Origin of the sequence: Palleronia pelagia (genome assembly GCF_900110115.1) — a bacterium.
GTDB classification, from domain to species: Bacteria; Pseudomonadota; Alphaproteobacteria; order Rhodobacterales; family Rhodobacteraceae; genus Palleronia; species Palleronia pelagia.
The window spans coordinates 313,022-330,512 of record NZ_FOCM01000003.1 but is presented as its reverse complement, the minus strand read 5'-3'; the positions used below and the strand labels follow the sequence as shown (position 1 = coordinate 330,512).

General features: G+C 67.9%; 19 protein-coding genes and 1 tRNA gene. 12 read left to right on the top strand and 8 right to left on the bottom strand.

Translation table 11 applies throughout. The annotated features are described in order from the left end of the window. Positions 1-130: 130 nt before the first annotated feature. From BMX96_RS08610 to BMX96_RS08600, 3 genes are all read left to right on the top strand, one after another. On the top strand, positions 131-649 hold the full coding sequence (locus BMX96_RS08610; protein ID WP_073127205.1) for an invasion associated locus B family protein: 519 nt from the start codon (positions 131-133) through the stop codon (positions 647-649). A gap of 138 nt (positions 650-787) precedes the next feature. Next, the gene (gene rlmN / locus BMX96_RS08605) at positions 788-1,978 is read left to right on the top strand and encodes a dual-specificity RNA methyltransferase RlmN (protein WP_091845111.1); all 1,191 of its coding nucleotides are present in this window, start codon (positions 788-790) and stop codon (positions 1,976-1,978) included. Between the two features lie 228 nt (positions 1,979-2,206). Next, on the top strand, positions 2,207-2,425 hold the full coding sequence (locus BMX96_RS08600) for a hypervirulence associated TUDOR domain-containing protein (protein WP_073127202.1): 219 nt from the start codon (positions 2,207-2,209) through the stop codon (positions 2,423-2,425). Positions 2,426-2,427: 2 nt separating this feature from the next. Here the strand turns inward: BMX96_RS08600 and BMX96_RS08595 are convergent, their stop codons facing one another. Beyond that, positions 2,428-3,273 (bottom strand): LOG family protein, encoded by an 846-nt coding sequence (locus BMX96_RS08595; RefSeq protein WP_091845110.1) that lies wholly within the window; start codon positions 3,271-3,273, stop codon positions 2,428-2,430. 32 nt (positions 3,274-3,305) lie between these two features. Then, positions 3,306-4,217, bottom strand: a complete 912-nt coding sequence (locus tag BMX96_RS08590; protein WP_175481691.1) for an endonuclease/exonuclease/phosphatase family protein — start codon at positions 4,215-4,217, stop codon at positions 3,306-3,308. A 74-nt stretch (positions 4,218-4,291) separates the two neighbouring features. Between BMX96_RS08590 and dapD the strand changes: the two genes are divergently transcribed. The 7 genes from dapD (at position 4,292) to rnr (ending at position 11,010) form a co-directional block, all read left to right on the top strand. Beyond that, positions 4,292-5,119 carry a 2,3,4,5-tetrahydropyridine-2,6-dicarboxylate N-succinyltransferase gene (gene dapD, locus BMX96_RS08585; protein WP_073127196.1) on the top strand — a complete coding sequence of 276 codons (828 nt, stop codon included), beginning with the start codon at positions 4,292-4,294 and terminating at the stop codon, positions 5,117-5,119. A gap of 190 nt (positions 5,120-5,309) precedes the next feature. After that, positions 5,310-6,338 carry a sodium:calcium antiporter gene (locus tag BMX96_RS08580; protein WP_091845108.1) on the top strand — a complete coding sequence of 343 codons (1,029 nt, stop codon included), beginning with the start codon at positions 5,310-5,312 and terminating at the stop codon, positions 6,336-6,338. A gap of 86 nt (positions 6,339-6,424) precedes the next feature. After that, positions 6,425-6,679 carry a GlsB/YeaQ/YmgE family stress response membrane protein gene (locus BMX96_RS08575; protein WP_073127191.1) on the top strand — a complete coding sequence of 85 codons (255 nt, stop codon included), beginning with the start codon at positions 6,425-6,427 and terminating at the stop codon, positions 6,677-6,679. A gap of 39 nt (positions 6,680-6,718) precedes the next feature. Then, positions 6,719-7,069: a hypothetical protein gene (locus BMX96_RS08570; RefSeq protein ID WP_091845107.1), complete on the top strand. Its 351-nt coding sequence runs from the start codon at positions 6,719-6,721 to the stop codon at positions 7,067-7,069. A gap of 69 nt (positions 7,070-7,138) precedes the next feature. Next, positions 7,139-8,278 carry a succinyl-diaminopimelate desuccinylase gene (dapE, locus tag BMX96_RS08565; protein WP_091845106.1) on the top strand — a complete coding sequence of 380 codons (1,140 nt, stop codon included), beginning with the start codon at positions 7,139-7,141 and terminating at the stop codon, positions 8,276-8,278. After that, positions 8,275-8,694, top strand: a complete 420-nt coding sequence (locus tag BMX96_RS08560; RefSeq protein WP_073127185.1) for a GNAT family N-acetyltransferase — start codon at positions 8,275-8,277, stop codon at positions 8,692-8,694. The genes dapE and BMX96_RS08560 overlap by 4 nt, the downstream gene beginning before the upstream one ends. 54 nt (positions 8,695-8,748) lie before the next feature. After that, positions 8,749-11,010 carry a ribonuclease R gene (gene rnr / locus BMX96_RS08555; protein WP_091845105.1) on the top strand — a complete coding sequence of 754 codons (2,262 nt, stop codon included), beginning with the start codon at positions 8,749-8,751 and terminating at the stop codon, positions 11,008-11,010. A gap of 22 nt (positions 11,011-11,032) precedes the next feature. Here rnr and arsJ read toward each other — a convergent pair whose 3' ends face one another. The 3 genes from arsJ to trhO are packed head-to-tail and all read right to left on the bottom strand — an operon-like array spanning position 11,033 to position 14,250. Then, positions 11,033-12,295: an organoarsenical effux MFS transporter ArsJ gene (gene arsJ, locus BMX96_RS08550; protein WP_091845104.1), complete on the bottom strand. Its 1,263-nt coding sequence runs from the start codon at positions 12,293-12,295 to the stop codon at positions 11,033-11,035. Between the two features lie 3 nt (positions 12,296-12,298). Further along, a complete protein-coding gene (locus BMX96_RS08545) occupies positions 12,299-13,291 on the bottom strand; it encodes an ArsJ-associated glyceraldehyde-3-phosphate dehydrogenase (RefSeq protein ID WP_091845103.1) in 993 nt (330 codons plus the stop codon). A gap of 29 nt (positions 13,292-13,320) precedes the next feature. After that, complete coding sequence (trhO, locus tag BMX96_RS08540; protein ID WP_091845102.1) at positions 13,321-14,250, bottom strand: oxygen-dependent tRNA uridine(34) hydroxylase TrhO; 930 nt, start codon at positions 14,248-14,250, stop codon at positions 13,321-13,323. A gap of 102 nt (positions 14,251-14,352) precedes the next feature. Between trhO and pncA the strand changes: the two genes are divergently transcribed. Both pncA and BMX96_RS08530 read left to right on the top strand, forming a co-directional pair. Further along, on the top strand, positions 14,353-14,955 hold the full coding sequence (pncA, locus tag BMX96_RS08535) for a bifunctional nicotinamidase/pyrazinamidase (RefSeq protein WP_091845101.1): 603 nt from the start codon (positions 14,353-14,355) through the stop codon (positions 14,953-14,955). Further along, positions 14,955-15,827, top strand: coding sequence for a DMT family transporter (locus BMX96_RS08530; protein WP_091845100.1), 873 nt, complete (start codon positions 14,955-14,957; stop codon positions 15,825-15,827). Before pncA ends, BMX96_RS08530 begins: the two co-directional genes overlap by 1 nt. 4 nt (positions 15,828-15,831) lie before the next feature. Here the strand turns inward: BMX96_RS08530 and BMX96_RS08525 are convergent, their stop codons facing one another. From BMX96_RS08525 to BMX96_RS08515, 3 genes are all read right to left on the bottom strand, one after another. After that, positions 15,832-16,389, bottom strand: a complete 558-nt coding sequence (locus tag BMX96_RS08525; protein ID WP_091845099.1) for a VOC family protein — start codon at positions 16,387-16,389, stop codon at positions 15,832-15,834. 59 nt (positions 16,390-16,448) lie between these two features. After that, entirely contained in the window at positions 16,449-17,246 is a 798-nt protein-coding gene (locus tag BMX96_RS08520) for a bestrophin-like domain (protein ID WP_139210021.1), read from the bottom strand. Positions 17,247-17,352: 106 nt separating this feature from the next. Continuing rightward, positions 17,353-17,428 (bottom strand) — tRNA-Lys (locus BMX96_RS08515). Positions 17,429-17,491 lie beyond the last annotated feature (63 nt).

Genomic DNA, 17,491 nt, shown 5'->3' with positions numbered 1-17,491 from the left:
GTCGCTCGGCGAATTGTCGTTAAAGTCGCCGCGCTTGACGACGATTGGAACCCGTCTCGTCACGCGCCCCGAAGACGGGCCGGACGGGCACCAAATTCCAGAGGCAGACGACGGCTGGAGGCCCCGACACATGAAATCAATCCTTGCTGGCGCCATCCTGGGCGCGGCCCTTGCAACCGCCGCCGTGGCGCAGGACGAAAGCACCAACCGCGTGGCCGTCGAAACGGCCTGGAGCGTATTCGTCGAGGACGACCCGCAGGAATGCTGGTCGGTCAGCAGCCCGACCAACACCGTCAACACCCGTGGCGGACAGGTCGTGTCGGTGCGCCGCGGCGATATCCTTCTGTTCGTGACGTTCCGCCCCGGATCGGGCGCCAATGGCGAGGTGTCGTTCACCGGCGGCTATCCCTTCGCCGACGGCTCGACCGTGACGCTGGACATCGGCGGGACCGAGTTCGAGCTGTTCACCGATGGCGAGTGGGCCTGGCCGGCCTCCGAGGCCGAGGACGCGCAGATCATCGCGGCCATGCGGCGCGGCGCCGAGGCGGAACTGAGCGCCCGGTCCGAGCGCGGCACCAACACCGCCGATACCTTCTCGCTGTTCGGCTTCACCGCCGCGCTGGAAGAGGCGCAAAGTCGCTGCGAGTGAGCTGAGCGCGACAGCGGAACGGACAGGGGGCGGCGCGGGCCGCCCTTTTTCGTGTCGGCCCCCGCAACGTCGCGCGGGGTTTATCGGGCGCCACACTTGCCCTATATGCCGTCCATCCCGTTGACGAAGGTGGACCCGATGCCCGACGCACCCAAGGCGCCGATCACACAGGACGTTCTGACCCTGCCCCGCAAGGCGGTCGAGGGCGGCAAGGTGAATCTTGTCGGCCTGACGCGCGACGCCCTGCGCGACGCGCTGATCGCGGCGGGCACGCCCGAGAAACAGGCGAGGATGCGCGCGGGCCAGGTCTGGCAATGGGTCTACCAGAAGGGCGTCCGGTCGTTCGACGACATGACGAACCTGGCCAAACCCTATCGCGCGCTTCTGGCCGAGCATTTCGTGATCGAGGTGCCCGAGGTCGTGCGCCGCGAACTGTCGACCGACGGCACCCGCAAGTACCTGCTGCGCATCGCCGGCGGGCACGAGGTCGAGGCCGTCTACATCCCCGAGGAAGGCCGCGGCACGCTGTGCGTGAGCAGCCAGGTGGGCTGCACCCTGACCTGTTCGTTCTGCCACACCGGGACCCAGCGGCTGGTGCGCAACCTGACCGCGGGCGAGATCGTGGGCCAGATCATGGTCGCCCGCGACGACCTGGGCGAATGGCCCCTGCCCGGCCGCCATCCCAAGGACGAACAGCGCCTGCTGTCGAACATCGTCCTGATGGGCATGGGCGAGCCGCTTTACAATTTCGAGAACGTGCGCGACGCCATGAAGATCGCCATGGACGGCGAGGGGATTTCCCTGTCGCGCCGCCGCATCACCCTGTCGACCAGCGGCGTGGTGCCCGAGATCGCGCGCACCGCGGCCGAGATCGGCTGCCTGCTGGCCGTGTCCTTCCACGCCACCACCGACGAGGTGCGCGACCAGCTGGTGCCGATCAACAAGCGCTGGAACATCGAGACCTTGCTGGGCGCGCTGCGCGAATATCCCAAGGCCACCAATTCCGAGCGGATCACCTTCGAATACGTGATGCTGAAGGGCGTGAACGACAGCGACGAGGACGCCCACCGGCTGATCAAGCTGATCGAGGGCATCCCGGCCAAGATCAACCTGATCCCGTTCAACGAATGGCCCGGCGCCCCCTACGAGCGGTCGTCGAACAACCGCATCCGCGCCTTCGCCGACATCATCTACAAGGCCGGCTATGCCTCGCCCATCCGCACGCCGCGGGGCGAGGACATCATGGCCGCCTGCGGGCAGCTGAAGTCCGAGACCGAACGCGCCCGCAAGTCCCGCCGCCAGATCGAGGCCGACGCGGGCCTGTCCTGACGCGGGGCGCCCCGCTGCGGGGCGTTGCGCCGGATGGCATGGGTCGCCCGATGCGCCGCGACAGCTGATCGGCGCGGATGGCGAGCGGTCGCGTTCGGGTATTTTCAGGCCAGTGATGCCGGAATTGCGCCGTCTTGTTGGGCACTTGTCCGCCGTGCCGCGCCGTGGCGAGGAACGGAGCGGCGCTGCCGGTTCTTGAGCGGTCAAAGACACGCTGAGGAGACCGGCATGACCAAGCATTACGACGAAGGCGACACCGTGGAATGGGACTGGGGCAACGGCACCGCCCAAGGGAAGGTGGCGCAGAAATACACCCAGAAACGGACGCTGAAGATCGACGGCTCCGAGGTGACGCGCGACGCCGATGACGACGACCCGGCCTACCGGATCGAGCAGGAGGACGGCGGCACCGTCCTCAAGAGCCATTCAGAGCTGCGCAAGGCCTGAGTTCAGCGGCCGGGTATCGTGTCCCGCTTGGCCGGATCGTCGTCCCACGTGTCGATGATCTCGACCGCCTCGGCCGCCGTCTCGACGTAGCGGAACAGCTCGAGATCCTCGTCGGCGATGGTGCCCGCTTCGGCCAGCGCGGCGAAGTCGATCACCCGCTCCCAGAACTCGCGCCCGAACAGAAGGACCGGCACCCGCTCCATCCGTCCGGTCTGGATCAGGGTGAGCGCCTCGAACAGCTCGTCCAGCGTGCCGAAGCCGCCCGGGAATACGCAGATCGCCCGCGCGCGCATCAGGAAGTGCATCTTGCGGATCGCAAAATAGTGGAAGTTGAAACACAGGCCGGGCGTCACGTACTCGTTCGGGGCCTGTTCATGGGGCAGCACGATGTTCAGGCCGATGGAATGGCCGCCCGCATCCTGCGCGCCGCGGTTCCCGGCCTCCATCACGCCGGGGCCGCCGCCCGTCGCGACGACGTGGTCGCGGCCATAGGTTTCCATGCTGCGCAGGGTCATCAGCCGGGCGAAATCGCGCGCCTCGTCATAGTAGCGCGACAGGTCCGCCAGCGTCTGCGTGCGGGCGGTGGCCTTGTTCGCGGGATCCGGAATCCGCGCGCCACCGAACAGAACGACGGTGGAGTCGATGTTCTGCTCGTTCAGGATCATCTCGGGCTTCAGAAGTTCCAGCTGAAGCCGCACGGGGCGCAGCTCCTCGCGGCACAGGAAGTCGTCGTCGGCGAAGGCCAGCCTGTAGGCCGGCGCGCGGGTCTGCGGCGTATCGGGAATGTCGCGCGCGGTTTCGATATCCTGATGGGCATCGCGGAACGGCGATTGGCGGTCGTCCGGCATGGGGGATCCTTCGGTCAAACTCGGGTCGCAGCCTAGGGTAAGGTCACATCCGTGACGACCGGATAATGATCCGTGGGCCATTCGCCCAGGAATTGCCGGCGCAGCACCCAAGGGCCGCCCGTCACGCCGACCCCGCGCGTGTAGGCAAGGTGGTCGATCGCGCCGAACAGGTTGATGCCACGGTCGAAGTGATAGGTGGCGCCCTCGACCGGCGCGAAGGTCAGGCCCCGATCCTCGAGGATGGCGTGCAGATCCGATCCGAGCCGCGCGTTGAAATCGCCGGTGACGAAAACCGTTTCGCCCGCCGCCTGCCAGGGCGCGATGCGCTCGGCCACAAGGGCCAGCGATTGCGCGCGGTTGTCATAGCTGGCGTAGTCGGTGTGGATGTTCACCACGCGAAAGCTCTGGCCGGTTGTCCGGTCGGTGAAGCGCGCCCAACTGGCGAAGGCCGGGTAGCCGCCATCGAAGGTGCGCGAATAGATCCGGTCCGGCGTGTCCGAGAAGAAGAACCAGCCTTCGTCCACAACGCGCAAACGGTCGGCGCGGTAGAAGATCGGCTGGGTCGGCGGAAACGTCTCCCACGGGCCATCGGCGGCCGCGGCGTATTGGGGAAGTTCCGCCAGCAGGTGATCGCGGGCAAGGTTCACGCTGCCGTCGCTGCCGCGCTGGAAGCTCTCCATCTCCTGGAAGGCGATGACATCGGCGCCGGTGGCGGCGACCGCGGCGGCCAGGGGGTCCTTGCGCCGCTCCCAGTCGCCGCGCGACCAGGCGCCGGTCGCGTCGTTCAGCACGATGTAGTGGACGTTGTAGGTGGCGATCCGCAGCGCGTCCCGCGGCGGGGGCGGCAGATCGGCCTGCCCGCCATTGCGCCAGGTCTGGCACCCCACCGCCACCAGGGCCGTCACGAACAGCAGGGCCAACGTCCGCAGCATGAGTTTCGCCATCTCTTTTCCCCGGGCCTCCCCCCGAGTATAGAGCGCGCAACGCAACCAGACACATCACAAAGGGAGCCGCACCCATGTCGAACGCCCAGCTTGAAGCCGCAATCGAGTCCGCGTGGGAAACCCGCGACCAGATCACGCCCGCCACCGGCGGCGAGACGCGCGAGGCGATCGAGGCGACGCTGGACGCGCTGGATTCGGGCAAGCTGCGCGTGGCCGAGCCGCGCGAGAACGGTGAATGGCACGTGAACCAGTGGGCCAAGAAGGCTGTGCTGCTGGGCTTCCGCGTGAAGGACATGGCGCCGCAATCGGGCGGACCGCAGGGCGGCGGCTGGTGGGACAAGGTCGACAGCAAGTTCCTGGGCTGGGGCGAGACCGAGTGGACGTCGGCCGGGTTCCGCGCCGTGCCCAACTGCGTCGTCCGCCGTTCGGCCCATATCGCCAAGGGCGTGGTGCTGATGCCCAGCTTCGTGAACCTGGGCGCCTACGTGGACGAGGGCACGATGGTCGACACCTGGGCCACGGTCGGGTCCTGCGCCCAGATCGGCAAGAACGTGCACCTGTCCGGCGGCGTCGGCATCGGCGGCGTGCTCGAGCCCATGCAGGCCGGGCCCACGATCATCGAGGACAACTGCTTCATCGGGGCCCGCTCGGAGGTGGTCGAAGGCTGCATCGTGCGTGAAGGCTCGGTGCTGGGCATGGGCGTCTTCATCGGCAAGTCCACCAAGATCGTCGACCGCGAAACGGGCGAGGTCTTCATGGGCGAGGTGCCGCCCTACTCGGTCGTGGTCTCGGGCTCGATGCCGTCGAAGAACAACGTGAACCTCTACTGCGCGGTGATCGTGAAGCGGGTGGACGCGCAGACGCGGTCCAAGACCGGTATCAACGAACTGCTGCGCGACTGAGGCCGGACCGGGCAACGGTGCGGCGCGCGCGGAGATAGGTCCCCCGCGCCGCACCTGCCTTGGCCCGTATCACCGATGGCGAGGTTCAGGATGTGGCCCTGCCATCGGCGGCCCGATGTCCTGATCGTCTGCGCGGGCAAATCGTCGGGAAAGATGGCAACCATTTCAGCGCCAGGCCCGTTGCCACGTCATGATTGGTGATCTTCCCGTTTTCTGGCTGTTCGCCGTGTTCGCGGTCGCGGGCCTGGCGGTCGTTCTGTCGTCGATCCGTGCGACGCGTCTGGCCGACATCATCGCGGACCGCACCCAGATCGGCGAGGCGATGGCGGGCGGCCTGATCCTGGGCGGTGCGACATCGCTGGCCGGCGTGGTCGTCTCGGTCAACGCGGCGCTGGAGGGCGACGCGTCATTCGCCTTCTCGAACGCGGTGGGCGGTATCGCGGCGCAGACCCTGTTCCTCGCCATAGCCGACACGATCTACAAGAAGGTGAACCTGGAACACGCGGCGGCCGAGCCGACGAACCTGTTCCAGGGCGTCATGCTGATCGTGCTTCTGTCGATGCCGCTTTGCGCGATGGCCGGTCCGGAGATCGCCTATTTCGGCATCCACCCGATCTCGGTCGTGCTTTTCCTGACCTATCTCTACGGGGTTGGCGTGTCGTCCAGCGTGTCGGAACAGCCGATGTGGAAGCCGGTCCAGACCTCGGACACCCGCGAGGACGAGCCCGAGGACGACGCAGAGCCCGAGAAATCGGCGCGCGGACCGATCACGTCGTTTATCGGGCTGGTCGCCATCATGGCCGTCGGGGGTTGGGTCATCAGCCAGGTGGGCGGGTCGTTCATCGAGCGCTTCGGCCTGTCGTCCAGCCTGGTCGGATCGCTGATCACTGCCGTCGTCACATCGCTGCCTGAACTGGTCACGACCCTGGTCGCCGTCCGGCGCGGCGCCTTGCAGCTGGCCGTGGGCGGCATCATCGGCGGCAACACGTTCGACACGCTGTTCGTCGTCTTCTCGGACCTGGCCTACCGGGACGGGTCCCTCTACCACGCCATCGGGACGACGGACCTTTATTGGCTGGGCACCGGGATCTTGATGACCTCGATCCTTCTGGCCGGGCTGATCGCGCGGCAGCGTCGGGGACCGGGCGGCATCGGTGTCGAAAGCGTCGCGATGCTGGCCATCTACTTCGCGGCCGCGTTTTTCGAGGTCTTCGGCTGATCCTTCACGGAACCGAGAGCAGATCGCGACGTTTTGCCTCGAACCCTGCGCAAATGCGTAGCGAAAACAATCAGGAAGGATAATCCATGGGCTGGCTTGCAGCTATCATCGTCGGGGGTCTGGCCGGTTGGCTGGCGGAGCAATTCATGAAGTCCAACATGGGGCTTCTGATGAACATCGTCCTGGGCATCGTCGGCGCCATCGTCTTCAACTTCATCTTCGGCACGCTGCTGGGCCTTTACGCCGCCGGCGCCAGCTTCAGCATCGGTTATCTGGTCGCGGGCTTCATCGGCGCCTGTATCCTGATCTTCCTCGTGCGCGCCGTGCGCGGCCGCACCTGATATCTTGCCAAAGGCCGCCGGGACTGGCATCCGGCGGCCATGGCTAAATCCGGCAAACCTCACTACGTCTACACGCTCCTGGTGGAGGTGGGTCGCGCCCCCTCGGACGGGCTTCCCGAGAACGCGACCGGCGCAGCACTCATGTGCTACGCAGCCGGCGTGGACGAGGCCGAGGCCGTGCGCGAGACGGTCGCCATCCTCAAGCAGGCCGATCTCTCGCCGCTGGACGTCACCGGCTACGGCACCTTGGACGAGCGTTTGGCCGACGGGCACGACATCGACCCCGACGAACGCCTTCTGATGCAGCGCGCGCTGGACGAGAACGCCGTGATCGTCGCGCAGATGAGCCCGTTCTTCGAAGGCGACGAGCGCGAAAAAGGTGCGGACTGACCGGCCGCACGATTGCCCGCCCCACACCCCCGGCCTACCATCCTTGGTGCCGCCCGAAGGAGGCCGCCCATGCACACCACAACCGACCCGGTCGAGCTGACATCTCAGCTGATCCGCTGCCCCTCGGTCACGCCCGAGGAAGGCGGGGCGATCCAGCACCTGTTCGAGTTGCTCGAAGACGCGGGCTTCGTCTGCACGCGCGTCGACCGCAACGGCATTGCCAACCTCTATGCCCGCTGGGGCACCCATGGCCCGGTCATCGGCTTCAACGGGCATACCGACGTCGTGCCGACCGGCGACCCGGCGCAGTGGGCGCATGACCCGTTCGGGGCCGAAATCGTGGACGGCATCATGTACGGTCGCGGGGCCTGCGACATGAAATCGGGGGTCGCCGCCTTCGTGGCCGCCGCCATCGACATGGCGTCGGACGATCCGCACGGCTCCATCGTCCTGACCATCACCGGCGACGAGGAAGGTGACGGCGTCGACGGAACCTGCGCGATCCTCGACTGGATGGACCAGACCGGCGAGGCGATGGATGTCTGCCTGGTGGGTGAGCCCACCTGCCCCGAAACCATGGGCGAGATGATCAAGATCGGCCGGCGCGGGTCGATGACCGCGTGGCTGACCGCGCGCGGGGTGCAGGGCCACTCGGCCTATCCGCACAAGGCGCGCAACCCGATCCACGCCATGGTGCAGCTGGTCGATCGGCTGGTCGCGTTCGAGAGGGTGGACGCGTCCGAGCATTTCGACCCCACCACCGTGCAGGTCACCAGCTTCGACACCGGCAACAGCGCCAACAACGTCATCCCGGGCCAGTGCCGGGCCATGCTGAACATCCGGTTCAACGACGCGCACAGCTCGGACGATCTGAAGGCCTGGATCGAGGACGAAATCGCCAAGGTCAGCGGGACCACGGGCGTCGACTTCGACATCGAGGTGAAGGTGTCGGGCGAAAGCTTCGTCACTCCGCAAGGTGAGTTCTCGCAGATGGTCAGCGACGCCGTCGCGGCCGAAACCGGCGTCACGCCCGCCCTGTCGACCTCGGGCGGGACCAGCGACGCGCGCTTCATCCGCAACCATTGCCCCGTGGTCGAGGTCGGGTTGGTCGGCAGCAGCATGCACCAGATCGACGAACGGGTCCCGGTGGCCGACATCGTCACGTTGAAGGCGATCTATACCCGTATCCTGAAGGATTTCTTCAAATGACCGTTCTCGTGGACATCACCGACGATATCGACGCCTGCCGCGAACTGCGCCGCGTCGTCTTCATCGAGGAGCAGAAGATCTCGGAGGCGGACGAGTACGACGACCGCGACGGTGACGCGATCCACATGCTGGCCCGGCAGGACGGTCTGGACGTGGGGACCGCGCGGATGTTCATCGAGGACGACGTGGCCAAGGTCGGCCGGGTCTGCGTGCTGCATCCCCTGCGCGGCACCGGCATCGGGGGCCAGATCATGGAACACGCCATCGGCGTGGCGCGCGCCCGGGGTGCGGCCCGGATGAAGGTCTCGTCGCAGGTGCACGTGATCCCCTTCTACCGCGGGCTGGGGTTCGAGCCGGATGGCCCGATCTACGACGACGCCGGCATCCCGCATCGCGACATGTGGCTGTCGTTGTGAGCCGCGCACGCCGCCCCCTGTCGCGCCCGCCCGGCGCGTGCTAGGCGCGGCGCCATGGCCAAGATCCCCTCGAAGCAGCAGATCCTCGACTGGATCTCGGAAAACCCCACCCAGACCGCGAAGCGCGACATCGCGCGCGCCTTCGGGATCAAGGGTCCGGACCGGATCGACCTGAAGCGCGTGCTGAAGGCACTGGAAGCCGAGGGCAACCTGACGAAGCGTGGCAAGACCTACCGCGACCCCGACTCCCTGCCGCCCGTATCGGTCTGCGAGGTCACGGGCCCCGACCGTGACGGCGACATCTTCGCCCGCCCGCTGGAATGGCACGGCGAAACGCCCGAGCCGCGCATCCTCGTGATCCCGCGCGCCGCCGACCCCGCCCTGGGGCCGGGCGACCGGGTGCTTCTGCGCCTGACCGCCGTGACGGACGAGGATCATGGCTACGAAGGGCGGCTGATCCGCAAGCTGAACTCCAGCGCCATGCGCATGCTGGGCATCTTCCGCGAAGGTCCCGAGGGCGGGCGCATCGTGCCCATCGACAAGGGGCAGGACAAGGAATGGCAGGTCGGGTCCCGCGACACCCACGGCGCGCAGGATGGCGAACTGGTCGAGGCCGAGCGCGCCGGCCCCAAGGGCCGCATGGGCCTGCCGCGCGCGCGCGTTCTGTCGCGCCTGGGCGACCCGACCGCGCCGAAAGCGGTGTCGCTCATCGCCATCCACCAGCACGGCATCCCGGACCAGTTCCCGGACGAGGTCGTCGCCGAGGCCGAGGCCGCCGAACCCGCCGGGCTGGACGGGCGCGAGGACCTGCGCGAGCTGCCGCTGATCACCATCGACCCGGCGGACGCCCGCGACCGCGACGACGCCGTTCTGGCCGCGCCGGACACGGACCCGGCGAACGAGGGCGGCCACGTCATCTGGGTCGCCATCGCCGACGTGGCCCATTACGTGCGCCCCGGCAGCGCGCTGGACCGCGAGGCGCGGCTGCGCGGCAACTCGAGCTATTTCCCCGACCGCGTGGTACCGATGCTGCCCGAGGCGCTATCGGGGGACCTGTGCTCGCTGCACGAGGATGTGGACCGCGCCTGCATGGCCGTGCGCATCACGCTCGATCCCGAGGGCAACAAGATCGCCCACCGCTTTACCCGCGGGCTGATGCGGTCGCGCGCCTCGCTCAGCTACCAGCAGGTGCAGGCGGGGCGTGACGGCGACCCGTCCGAGACGGTGGCACCGCTGATGGAGAGGGTGATCGACCCGCTTTACGCCGCCTACGCGGCGCTGCGCCGGGCGCGGTCGCGTCGCCAGCCGCTGGAGCTGGACCTGCCCGAGCGCAAGATCGTCCTGTCCGAAGACGGCCGCGTGGCTAGCGTCGATTTCGCCGAACGGCTGGACGCCCACCGGCTGATCGAAGAGTTCATGGTCACCGCCAACGTTGCCGCCGCCGAAGAGCTGTCGAAGCGCCGCTCGCCCCTGCTCTACCGCGTGCACGAGGAACCCGCGCCCGAGAAGCTCGAGGCGCTGCGCGAGGTGGCCCAGGCCTCGGGTTTCGCGCTAGCCAAGGGTCAGGTGTTGCAGACCGCGCATCTGAACCGCCTTTTGTCGCAGGCCCAGGACAGCGATTTCGACGAGCTCATCAACTTGTCCACACTGCGCGCCATGACGCAGGCCTATTACAGCCCGCAGAATTTCGGGCATTTCGGCCTGGCGCTGAAGAACTACGCCCATTTCACCTCGCCCATCCGCCGCTATGCCGACCTGATCGTGCACCGCGCGCTGATCTCGGCCCATGGCTGGGGCGACGACGGGCTCGACCCCGCGCAGATCGAGGCGCTGGACCAGACGGCCGAACAGATCTCGGGCACCGAGCGACGCTCGATGGTGGCCGAGCGCGACACGACCGACCGATACCTCGCCGCCTACCTGTCCGAGCGCGTGGGCTCGGAGATGACGGGCCGGATCTCGGGCGTGCAGAAATTCGGGCTGTTCGTGAAGCTGGACGAAACCGGCGCCGACGGACTGGTCCCGGTTCGATCCATCGGGAGGGAGTTCTTCGTCTTCGACCCCGAGGCGCAGACGCTCATGGGCGCCGACAGCGGCACGACCATCGGGCTGGGCCAGCGCGTGACCGTGCGTCTGGCCGAGGCGGTGCCGGTCACCGGCGGGCTGATGCTGGAGCTGCTGGAGGTCGAGGGCGACGCCATGCCCCGTGGCGGCGGCGGGTCCCGAAAGCCCGGCAAGCCGCCCAAGCGCGCGCGAGCCAAGGCGCAGAAGAAGTCGGCGAAAACGGCGCGCAAGGTCAAGCGGACGCGCCGCTGAGCCGGCGGGACCGAAGGTCTTTTCAGACCAGTGATGGGGCGTGGCCCGCGCCGCCCGGCAGCTTGCGCGCGGCGACCAGGCTGAGCGCGGCCATGGCGGCGGCGGTGGCGAGGCAGGCCGGCAATCCGCCCAGCTGAAAGCTGATCCCCGACAGCAGCGTGCCCAGCAGGCGCCCGGCCGCGTTCGACATGTAGTAGAAGCCCACGTCCAGCGTCACCCGCTCGCCCGTGCTGAAGGCGAGGATCAGGAACGAATGCAGCGACGAGTTCACCGCGAAGATAGCACCGAAGGCAAAGAGGCCGATCACCACTACCGCCACGAGGGGCGCGCCGGAAAGCGTCATGGCGGCCAGGGCCAGCAGCAGCGGGATGACGATCAGCCCCGTGAGCCAGGACGCCGCGCCACGCGCCAGGCTGGTCAGGTCGCGGCCCTTCGCGCGCAGCATCCGCGGCGCCCCCGCCTGTACGGCCCCGTAGAGGATGATCCAGACCGCCATGAACCCGCCCACCGCGAAGAAGGCGTCGCGCGTGTCCCAGCCCAGCGCACCGGTCAGCGTCGCCTGGAAGAACACCGGGATGCCCACCACGAACCACGTATCGCGCGCGCCGAACAGGAACATCCGCGCCGCCGACAGCCAGTTCACGGCCGGGTCCTTGCTGAAGACCTCGGAGAACTTCGCGCCCTTGCGGCCCTGCGGCAGGCCCGTGGGCATGAAGACCAGCACCGCGAGCAGGATCAGGGCCAGCGCGCCCGCCATGGACCAGAGCGCCGCCTGGAACCCCAGCCACGCCAGCAGCGCGGCGCCCAGGAAGAAGCCCAGCCCCTTCACCGCGTTCTTCGATCCCGTCAGCGCGGCCACCCATCGAAATAGCGCGCCGTCACCCGGGGCAAGCAATTTCACCGCGCTTTTCGCGGACATCTTCGTCAGGTCCTTGGCCACGCCCGACGCGGCCTGGGTCAGCATCACGAAGGTCACCGACAGCGTCACCGCCCAGCCCGGGTCGAGGCGGGTGAGCACGGCCAGCGCCACGACCTGCACACCGAGCCCGAGATACAGCGTGCGGGTCAGGCCGAACCGCGCGGCCAGCCAGCCGGCGGCCAGGTTGGTGACCATGCCCGCGACCTCGTAGAGGGTGAAAAGGAAGGCGAGTTGCACCGGGCTGAAGCCCAGTTCGTGGAAATGGAGCAGCACCAGCATCCTGAGGGCGCCATCGGTCAGCATGAAGGCCCAGTAGGCGGCGGTCACCGTGGCGTAGGCAGCAAGCGGGCGGTCGGCAGCGCTCATCGGTCAGGCCATCATCCGGGCGATATCGGCCATGCGGCAGGTATAGCCCCATTCGTTGTCGTACCAGGCATAGACCTTCAGCTGCGTGCCGTTCACCACCATGGTCGACGGCGCGTCCACGATGGACGACCGATCGTCGTTCAGGAAATCGGCCGAGACCAGCGGCCGGTCCTCGACGCCGAGGATCCCGGCCAGATCGCTTGCCGCGGCGTCCCGGAACAGCGTGTTCACCTCGTCCGCCGTCACCGCGCGCTCCATCTCGAACACGCAGTCGGTCAGCGACCCGTTGACCAGCGGCACCCGGACGGCGTGGCCGTTCAGGCGGCCCTTGAGCTCGGGGTAGATCACCGTGATCGCGGTGGCCGAGCCGGTGGTCGTGGGAATCATCGCGTTGACGGCCGAGCGCGCGCGCCGCGTGTCCTTCGCCGGGCGGTCGAGGATGGTCTGCGTGTTGGTCACGTCGTGGATCGTGGTGATCGCGCCGTGGCGGATGCCGATACGCTCGTGCACGACCTTCACCACCGGGGCGAGGCAGTTGGTCGTGCAACTCGCCGCCGTGACCAGGCGCTGGCTGCCGTCATAAAGGTCGTGGTTCACGCCGTAGACCAGGTTCAGCGCGCCCTCTTCCTTGATCGGCGCGCTGACCAGCACCCGCGCGACCCCCGCGTTGAAATAGGGCTGCGACTTGGCCACGGTCTTGAAGGTGCCGGTGCAGTCGATGACCAGGTCGATGCCGGTGAGGTCCAGATCCTCGATCCGCGCGGCGTGGCTGAGCGGGATGCGGTGATCGTCGATGACGAGCGAGTTGCCGTCGGCCGAGACGGGGCGGCTCCAGCGGCCGTGGACCGTGTCGAACTCCAGCAGCAGGGCGTGCTGCCCGGGATCGCCCTTCGCATCGTTCAGCAGCGCGATCCGGTCGCCAAGCCCCATGTCGAACAGGCGCCGCACCAGCAGCTTGCCGATCCGGCCGATACCGTTGATCGCGATCTTCGTCATACCGGGCCCCCGTTTCGGTCGCGCGCGGTCTAGCCGTCCTTTGTAACGGTTTTGCGAAGCGCGTCTGGACCCAGATGCGCCGCGCCCCGCGCCTCGGCCAGCGTCACCTGTTTCTGGCGTTCGCGGAAGCGCTGACGCTGTTCGTCTGTGAATTCGTCGGCGCAGTGGGGGCAACGGACGCCCTCTTCGTATTGAAGATGCGCCCGGTCCTCGGGCGACAGCGGCCTGCGGCAGGCGTGGCAGAGGGTGGCGCTGCCGGGCGCAAGGCCGTGGCCCACGGTCACCCGCTGGTCGAAGACGAAGCATTCGCCGCGCCAGAGGCTTTGGTCGGCAGGCACTTCTTCGAGGTATTTCAGGATGCCGCCCTGCAGGTGCATCACCTCCTCGACCCCCTGCGCGCGCAGGAAGGCGGTGGATTTCTCGCAGCGGATACCGCCGGTGCAGAACATGGCGATACGCTTGCCGCGCAGCCGTTCGGCATTCTCCGCCCACCAGGCCGGGAAATCGCCGAACGCCTCGGTGCCCGGGTCGATGGCGCCCGTGAAGCTGCCCATGGCGACCTCGTAGGCGTTGCGCGTGTCGATGACGGCCACGTCCGGCGCCGATATGACGTCGTTCCATGCCGATGGCGGGACGTACTGGCCCACCCGGTCAGGGTCGACCGGCGCGCCCAGCGTCACGATCTCGCGCTTCAGGCGGACTTTCAGCCGGCCGAAGGGCATGGTCTCGGCGTGGCTTTCCTTGACCTCCATACCGGCGCAGCCGGGCCAGCCGCGGATATGGTCGATCACGGCGTCGATGCCATCGCGCGAGCCCGCGATCGTGCCGTTGACCCCTTCGCCCGCGACGAGGATCGAGCCGCGCACGCCGTGCGCCTCGGCCAGCGCGCGCAGCGCGGGGCGCAGGGCGTCGGGATCCTCGAGCGAGGCGAAACGGTAGAACGCGGCAACGACGGGCATGGCCCCGGCTGATAGCGCCGTGGCCGCGTCCGGGCAAGCGGGCGGCGGTTGACACCGGAGGGGGGCCGCGCCTAGCTGCCGCCAAGGTGAGAGGGACATTCCATGACCGACCGCGCGCACGCCCTGATCGTCATCGACCTGCAGAACGATTTCTGCCCGGGCGGCGCGCTGGCCGTCGAGGGCGGCAACGATATCGTCGCGCCGATCAACGCGCTGATGGAGGATTTCGCCACCGTGATCCTGACGCAGGACTGGCACCCGGCGGGCCATTCGTCCTTCGCCTCGTCGCATCCCGGTGCCCAGCCGATGACCATGACCGAAATGCCCTATGGCCCCCAGGTCCTGTGGCCCGATCACTGCGTCCAGGGCTCGAAGGGGGCCGCGTTTCATCCCGACCTGCGCACCGATGGCGACCTGATCCTCCGCAAGGGGTTCAACCCGGCCATCGACAGCTACTCGGCCTTCTTCGAGAACGACCACGCGACGCCCACCGGGCTCGAGGGCTATCTGCGCACGCGGGGGATCGAGCGGCTGACCATGGTGGGCCTCGCACTGGATTTCTGCGTGAATTTCTCGGCGGTGGACGGCGCGAAGCTGGGCTTCGACGTGACCGTGCGCACCGACCTGTCGCGGGGAATCGACCTGGACGGCTCGCTCAGGGCCGCGATGGACGGGATGCGCGGCGCGGGCGTGACGCTGACCTGATGGATCTTCGCGCACTGATGCTGGGGCTGGCCTTCGCGGTCATGTGGTCCTCGGCCTTCACTTCGGCCAAGTTCATCGTCGCGGACGCGCCGCCTCTGACCGCGCTCGCCTTCCGCTTCGCGCTGTCCGGCGCACTGGCCGTCATCGTCGCCCGCGCGATGGGCCAGAGCTGGAACCTGACCGCGCGGCAGTGGCGGCTGACCTTCCTGTTCGGGTTGTGCCAGAACGCGCTCTACTTGGGCCTCAATTTCGTCGCCATGCGCACCATCGACGCGAGCCTCGCGTCGATCATCGCGTCCACCATGCCGCTGATCGTGGCCTTCGTGGGCTGGAGCCTGCTGGGCGAGCAACTGGGCCGGCAGGCCATCGCCGGGCTGTTCGCGGGGCTTGCGGGGGCGGTTCTAATCATGGGCAGCCGCATCTCGGGCGGGGTCGACCCGTTCGGGCTGGGCCTGTGCATCGCCGGCGTGCTGGCCTTGGCCGCCGCGACGCTGTCGGTGCGCGGCGCGTCTTCGGGCGGCAACGTGGTGATGGTCGTGGGCCTGCAAATGCTGGTGGGCGCGGCGATCCTGTCCGTGGCGGGCGCCGCGCTCGAGCCGTGGGAGGTCGACTGGTCGCCGTCGCTGGTGATCGCGTTCCTCTACACCACGCTGGTGCCGGGGCTGGCCGCGACGCTGCTGTGGTTCGTCCTGGTAGGCCGCATCGGCGCCACGCGCGCGGCGACCTTCCACTTCCTGAACCCGTTCCTGGGCGTGGCCATCGCGGCCGCTGTCCTGGGCGAACGGATCGGTCCGCTGGATGTGCTGGGCGTCGCGATCATCATGGCGGGCATCCTGGCGGTGCAGCTGTCGAAGGCCCGCGCGGTGGCCTGAGCGCTCAGTCGCTCAGGCTGCGCTGATTGCGCTTCGACAGGCGCTCGATCGCGATGGCAAGATGCGGGTCGCCGATGGATGTGTCCCCCATCTCGACCCGGATCAGGTGCGCCTCGAACAGCACGTCCGTATGGGTCGCGCCCACCGGCGGCACGAAACGGTAGGATGCCAGCTCGATCAGCGTGCCCAGCGGGTCGCGGAAGTAGATCGAGTTCATGAACCCGCGATCCTTTTCGCCCGAATGCTTGATGCCCCGCGCGTCCAGCCGTCCGGCCAACTGCGAATACATCGACTGGCTGACGGCGAAGGCGATGTGGTGCACGTCACCGGGGTCGTCCGGCGCAGGCTTGCCCGTGGGCTTGCGGTCCTCGTTGGTGAAGATGGTGATCAGCCGCCCGTCGCCCGGGTCGAAATACAGGTGCGATTCGCCCGGGTTGTCGAGGTTGGGCTGCTCGAACACGAAAGGCATGCCCAGCACGCCTTCCCAGAAATCGAGCGACGTCTGTCGATCCGCGCCATTCAGCGTGATGTGGTGGACGCCCTGCGTCTGAAGCTTGTGCATGCCAATCCTCCTTGCCCTGCGCCAACCTAGTGCCGGGGCGCGCCGAAGGAAGGCCGCGCTCAGTCCGGCTCGGCGGCCACGGCCCGCACGCGGTCGGTCAGGAATCGCTCGAACCCCGTGGGCTCGGCGTTGCCGGGCGCGTGGTAGGGGTTGGCGTAGGCCACCACGAAGAACACGATCAGCCCGGTATAGGCCGCGAACCCCGCCATCAGGCCGAGGTGCAGCGCCGTGGGCGCCCAGGTGAACCACGCGGCCGAGATCAGGACCACGCCGGCGATGGCTGCGAAGAGGAAAAGCGAGGACGCGCCCGACAGCGCCGCGTTCTCGCGCGCGTCGCGCAGGGCCGACAACTCGCGGATATCGTGCAGCATGAAGCCCATCAGCCGTTCCTGCGCAAGGGTCTCGGTCGGCAGGTCGAGGATGGCGAGATAGGCGCTTTCCCATGCATCCCAAGCCGGCAGGGACAGGCGGGCGTCACTGGCCAGCCGGTCCCATTCCTCCTCGGCCACGATGACGGCATAGCGCGCCGGGTCACGGCGGATCCGCCCGGTCGCGTCCGGGTCGAATCGCTCGAGGTCATGGAAGATGTCGCTTACCAACGACGCCTCGCGCGCCGCGGCGGTCTGGACGTCGCGGATGTTTCCCAGCTCCTGCGCGAAGACAAGGGCAAGGACCAGCCCGTGCAGCGCCGCGATGCGGAAGGTGACAGACCCCGCAAGCTCGCGCGTTTCGGACCCGTCGGACCACGGCCGGGCCCACCGCGCCACGGCGTAGGAGGCGAGGGCGAGCAGAACGGTGGCGACGATGAACACGGACGCCGACATCATCACGGGCAGGGTCAGGATATGATCGATCAAGGCATTCCCCATGCGCACGCGGTGCAGGACCGCCCCGCTCCGCAGATTAGGCAACGAGCCGCGCAGGTCACGACATTTCGCGAAGCCGGAAACGGAGGGGAAAGAATGGTGAGCCCGCAGGGGTTCGAACCCTGGACCTACTGATTAAAAGTCAGTTGCTCTACCAACTGAGCTACAGGCTCACGAGGCGGGTCACTAAAGACGGGGGCATTGGGCGTCAAGTCAAAAACCCCGAACGTCGCGCC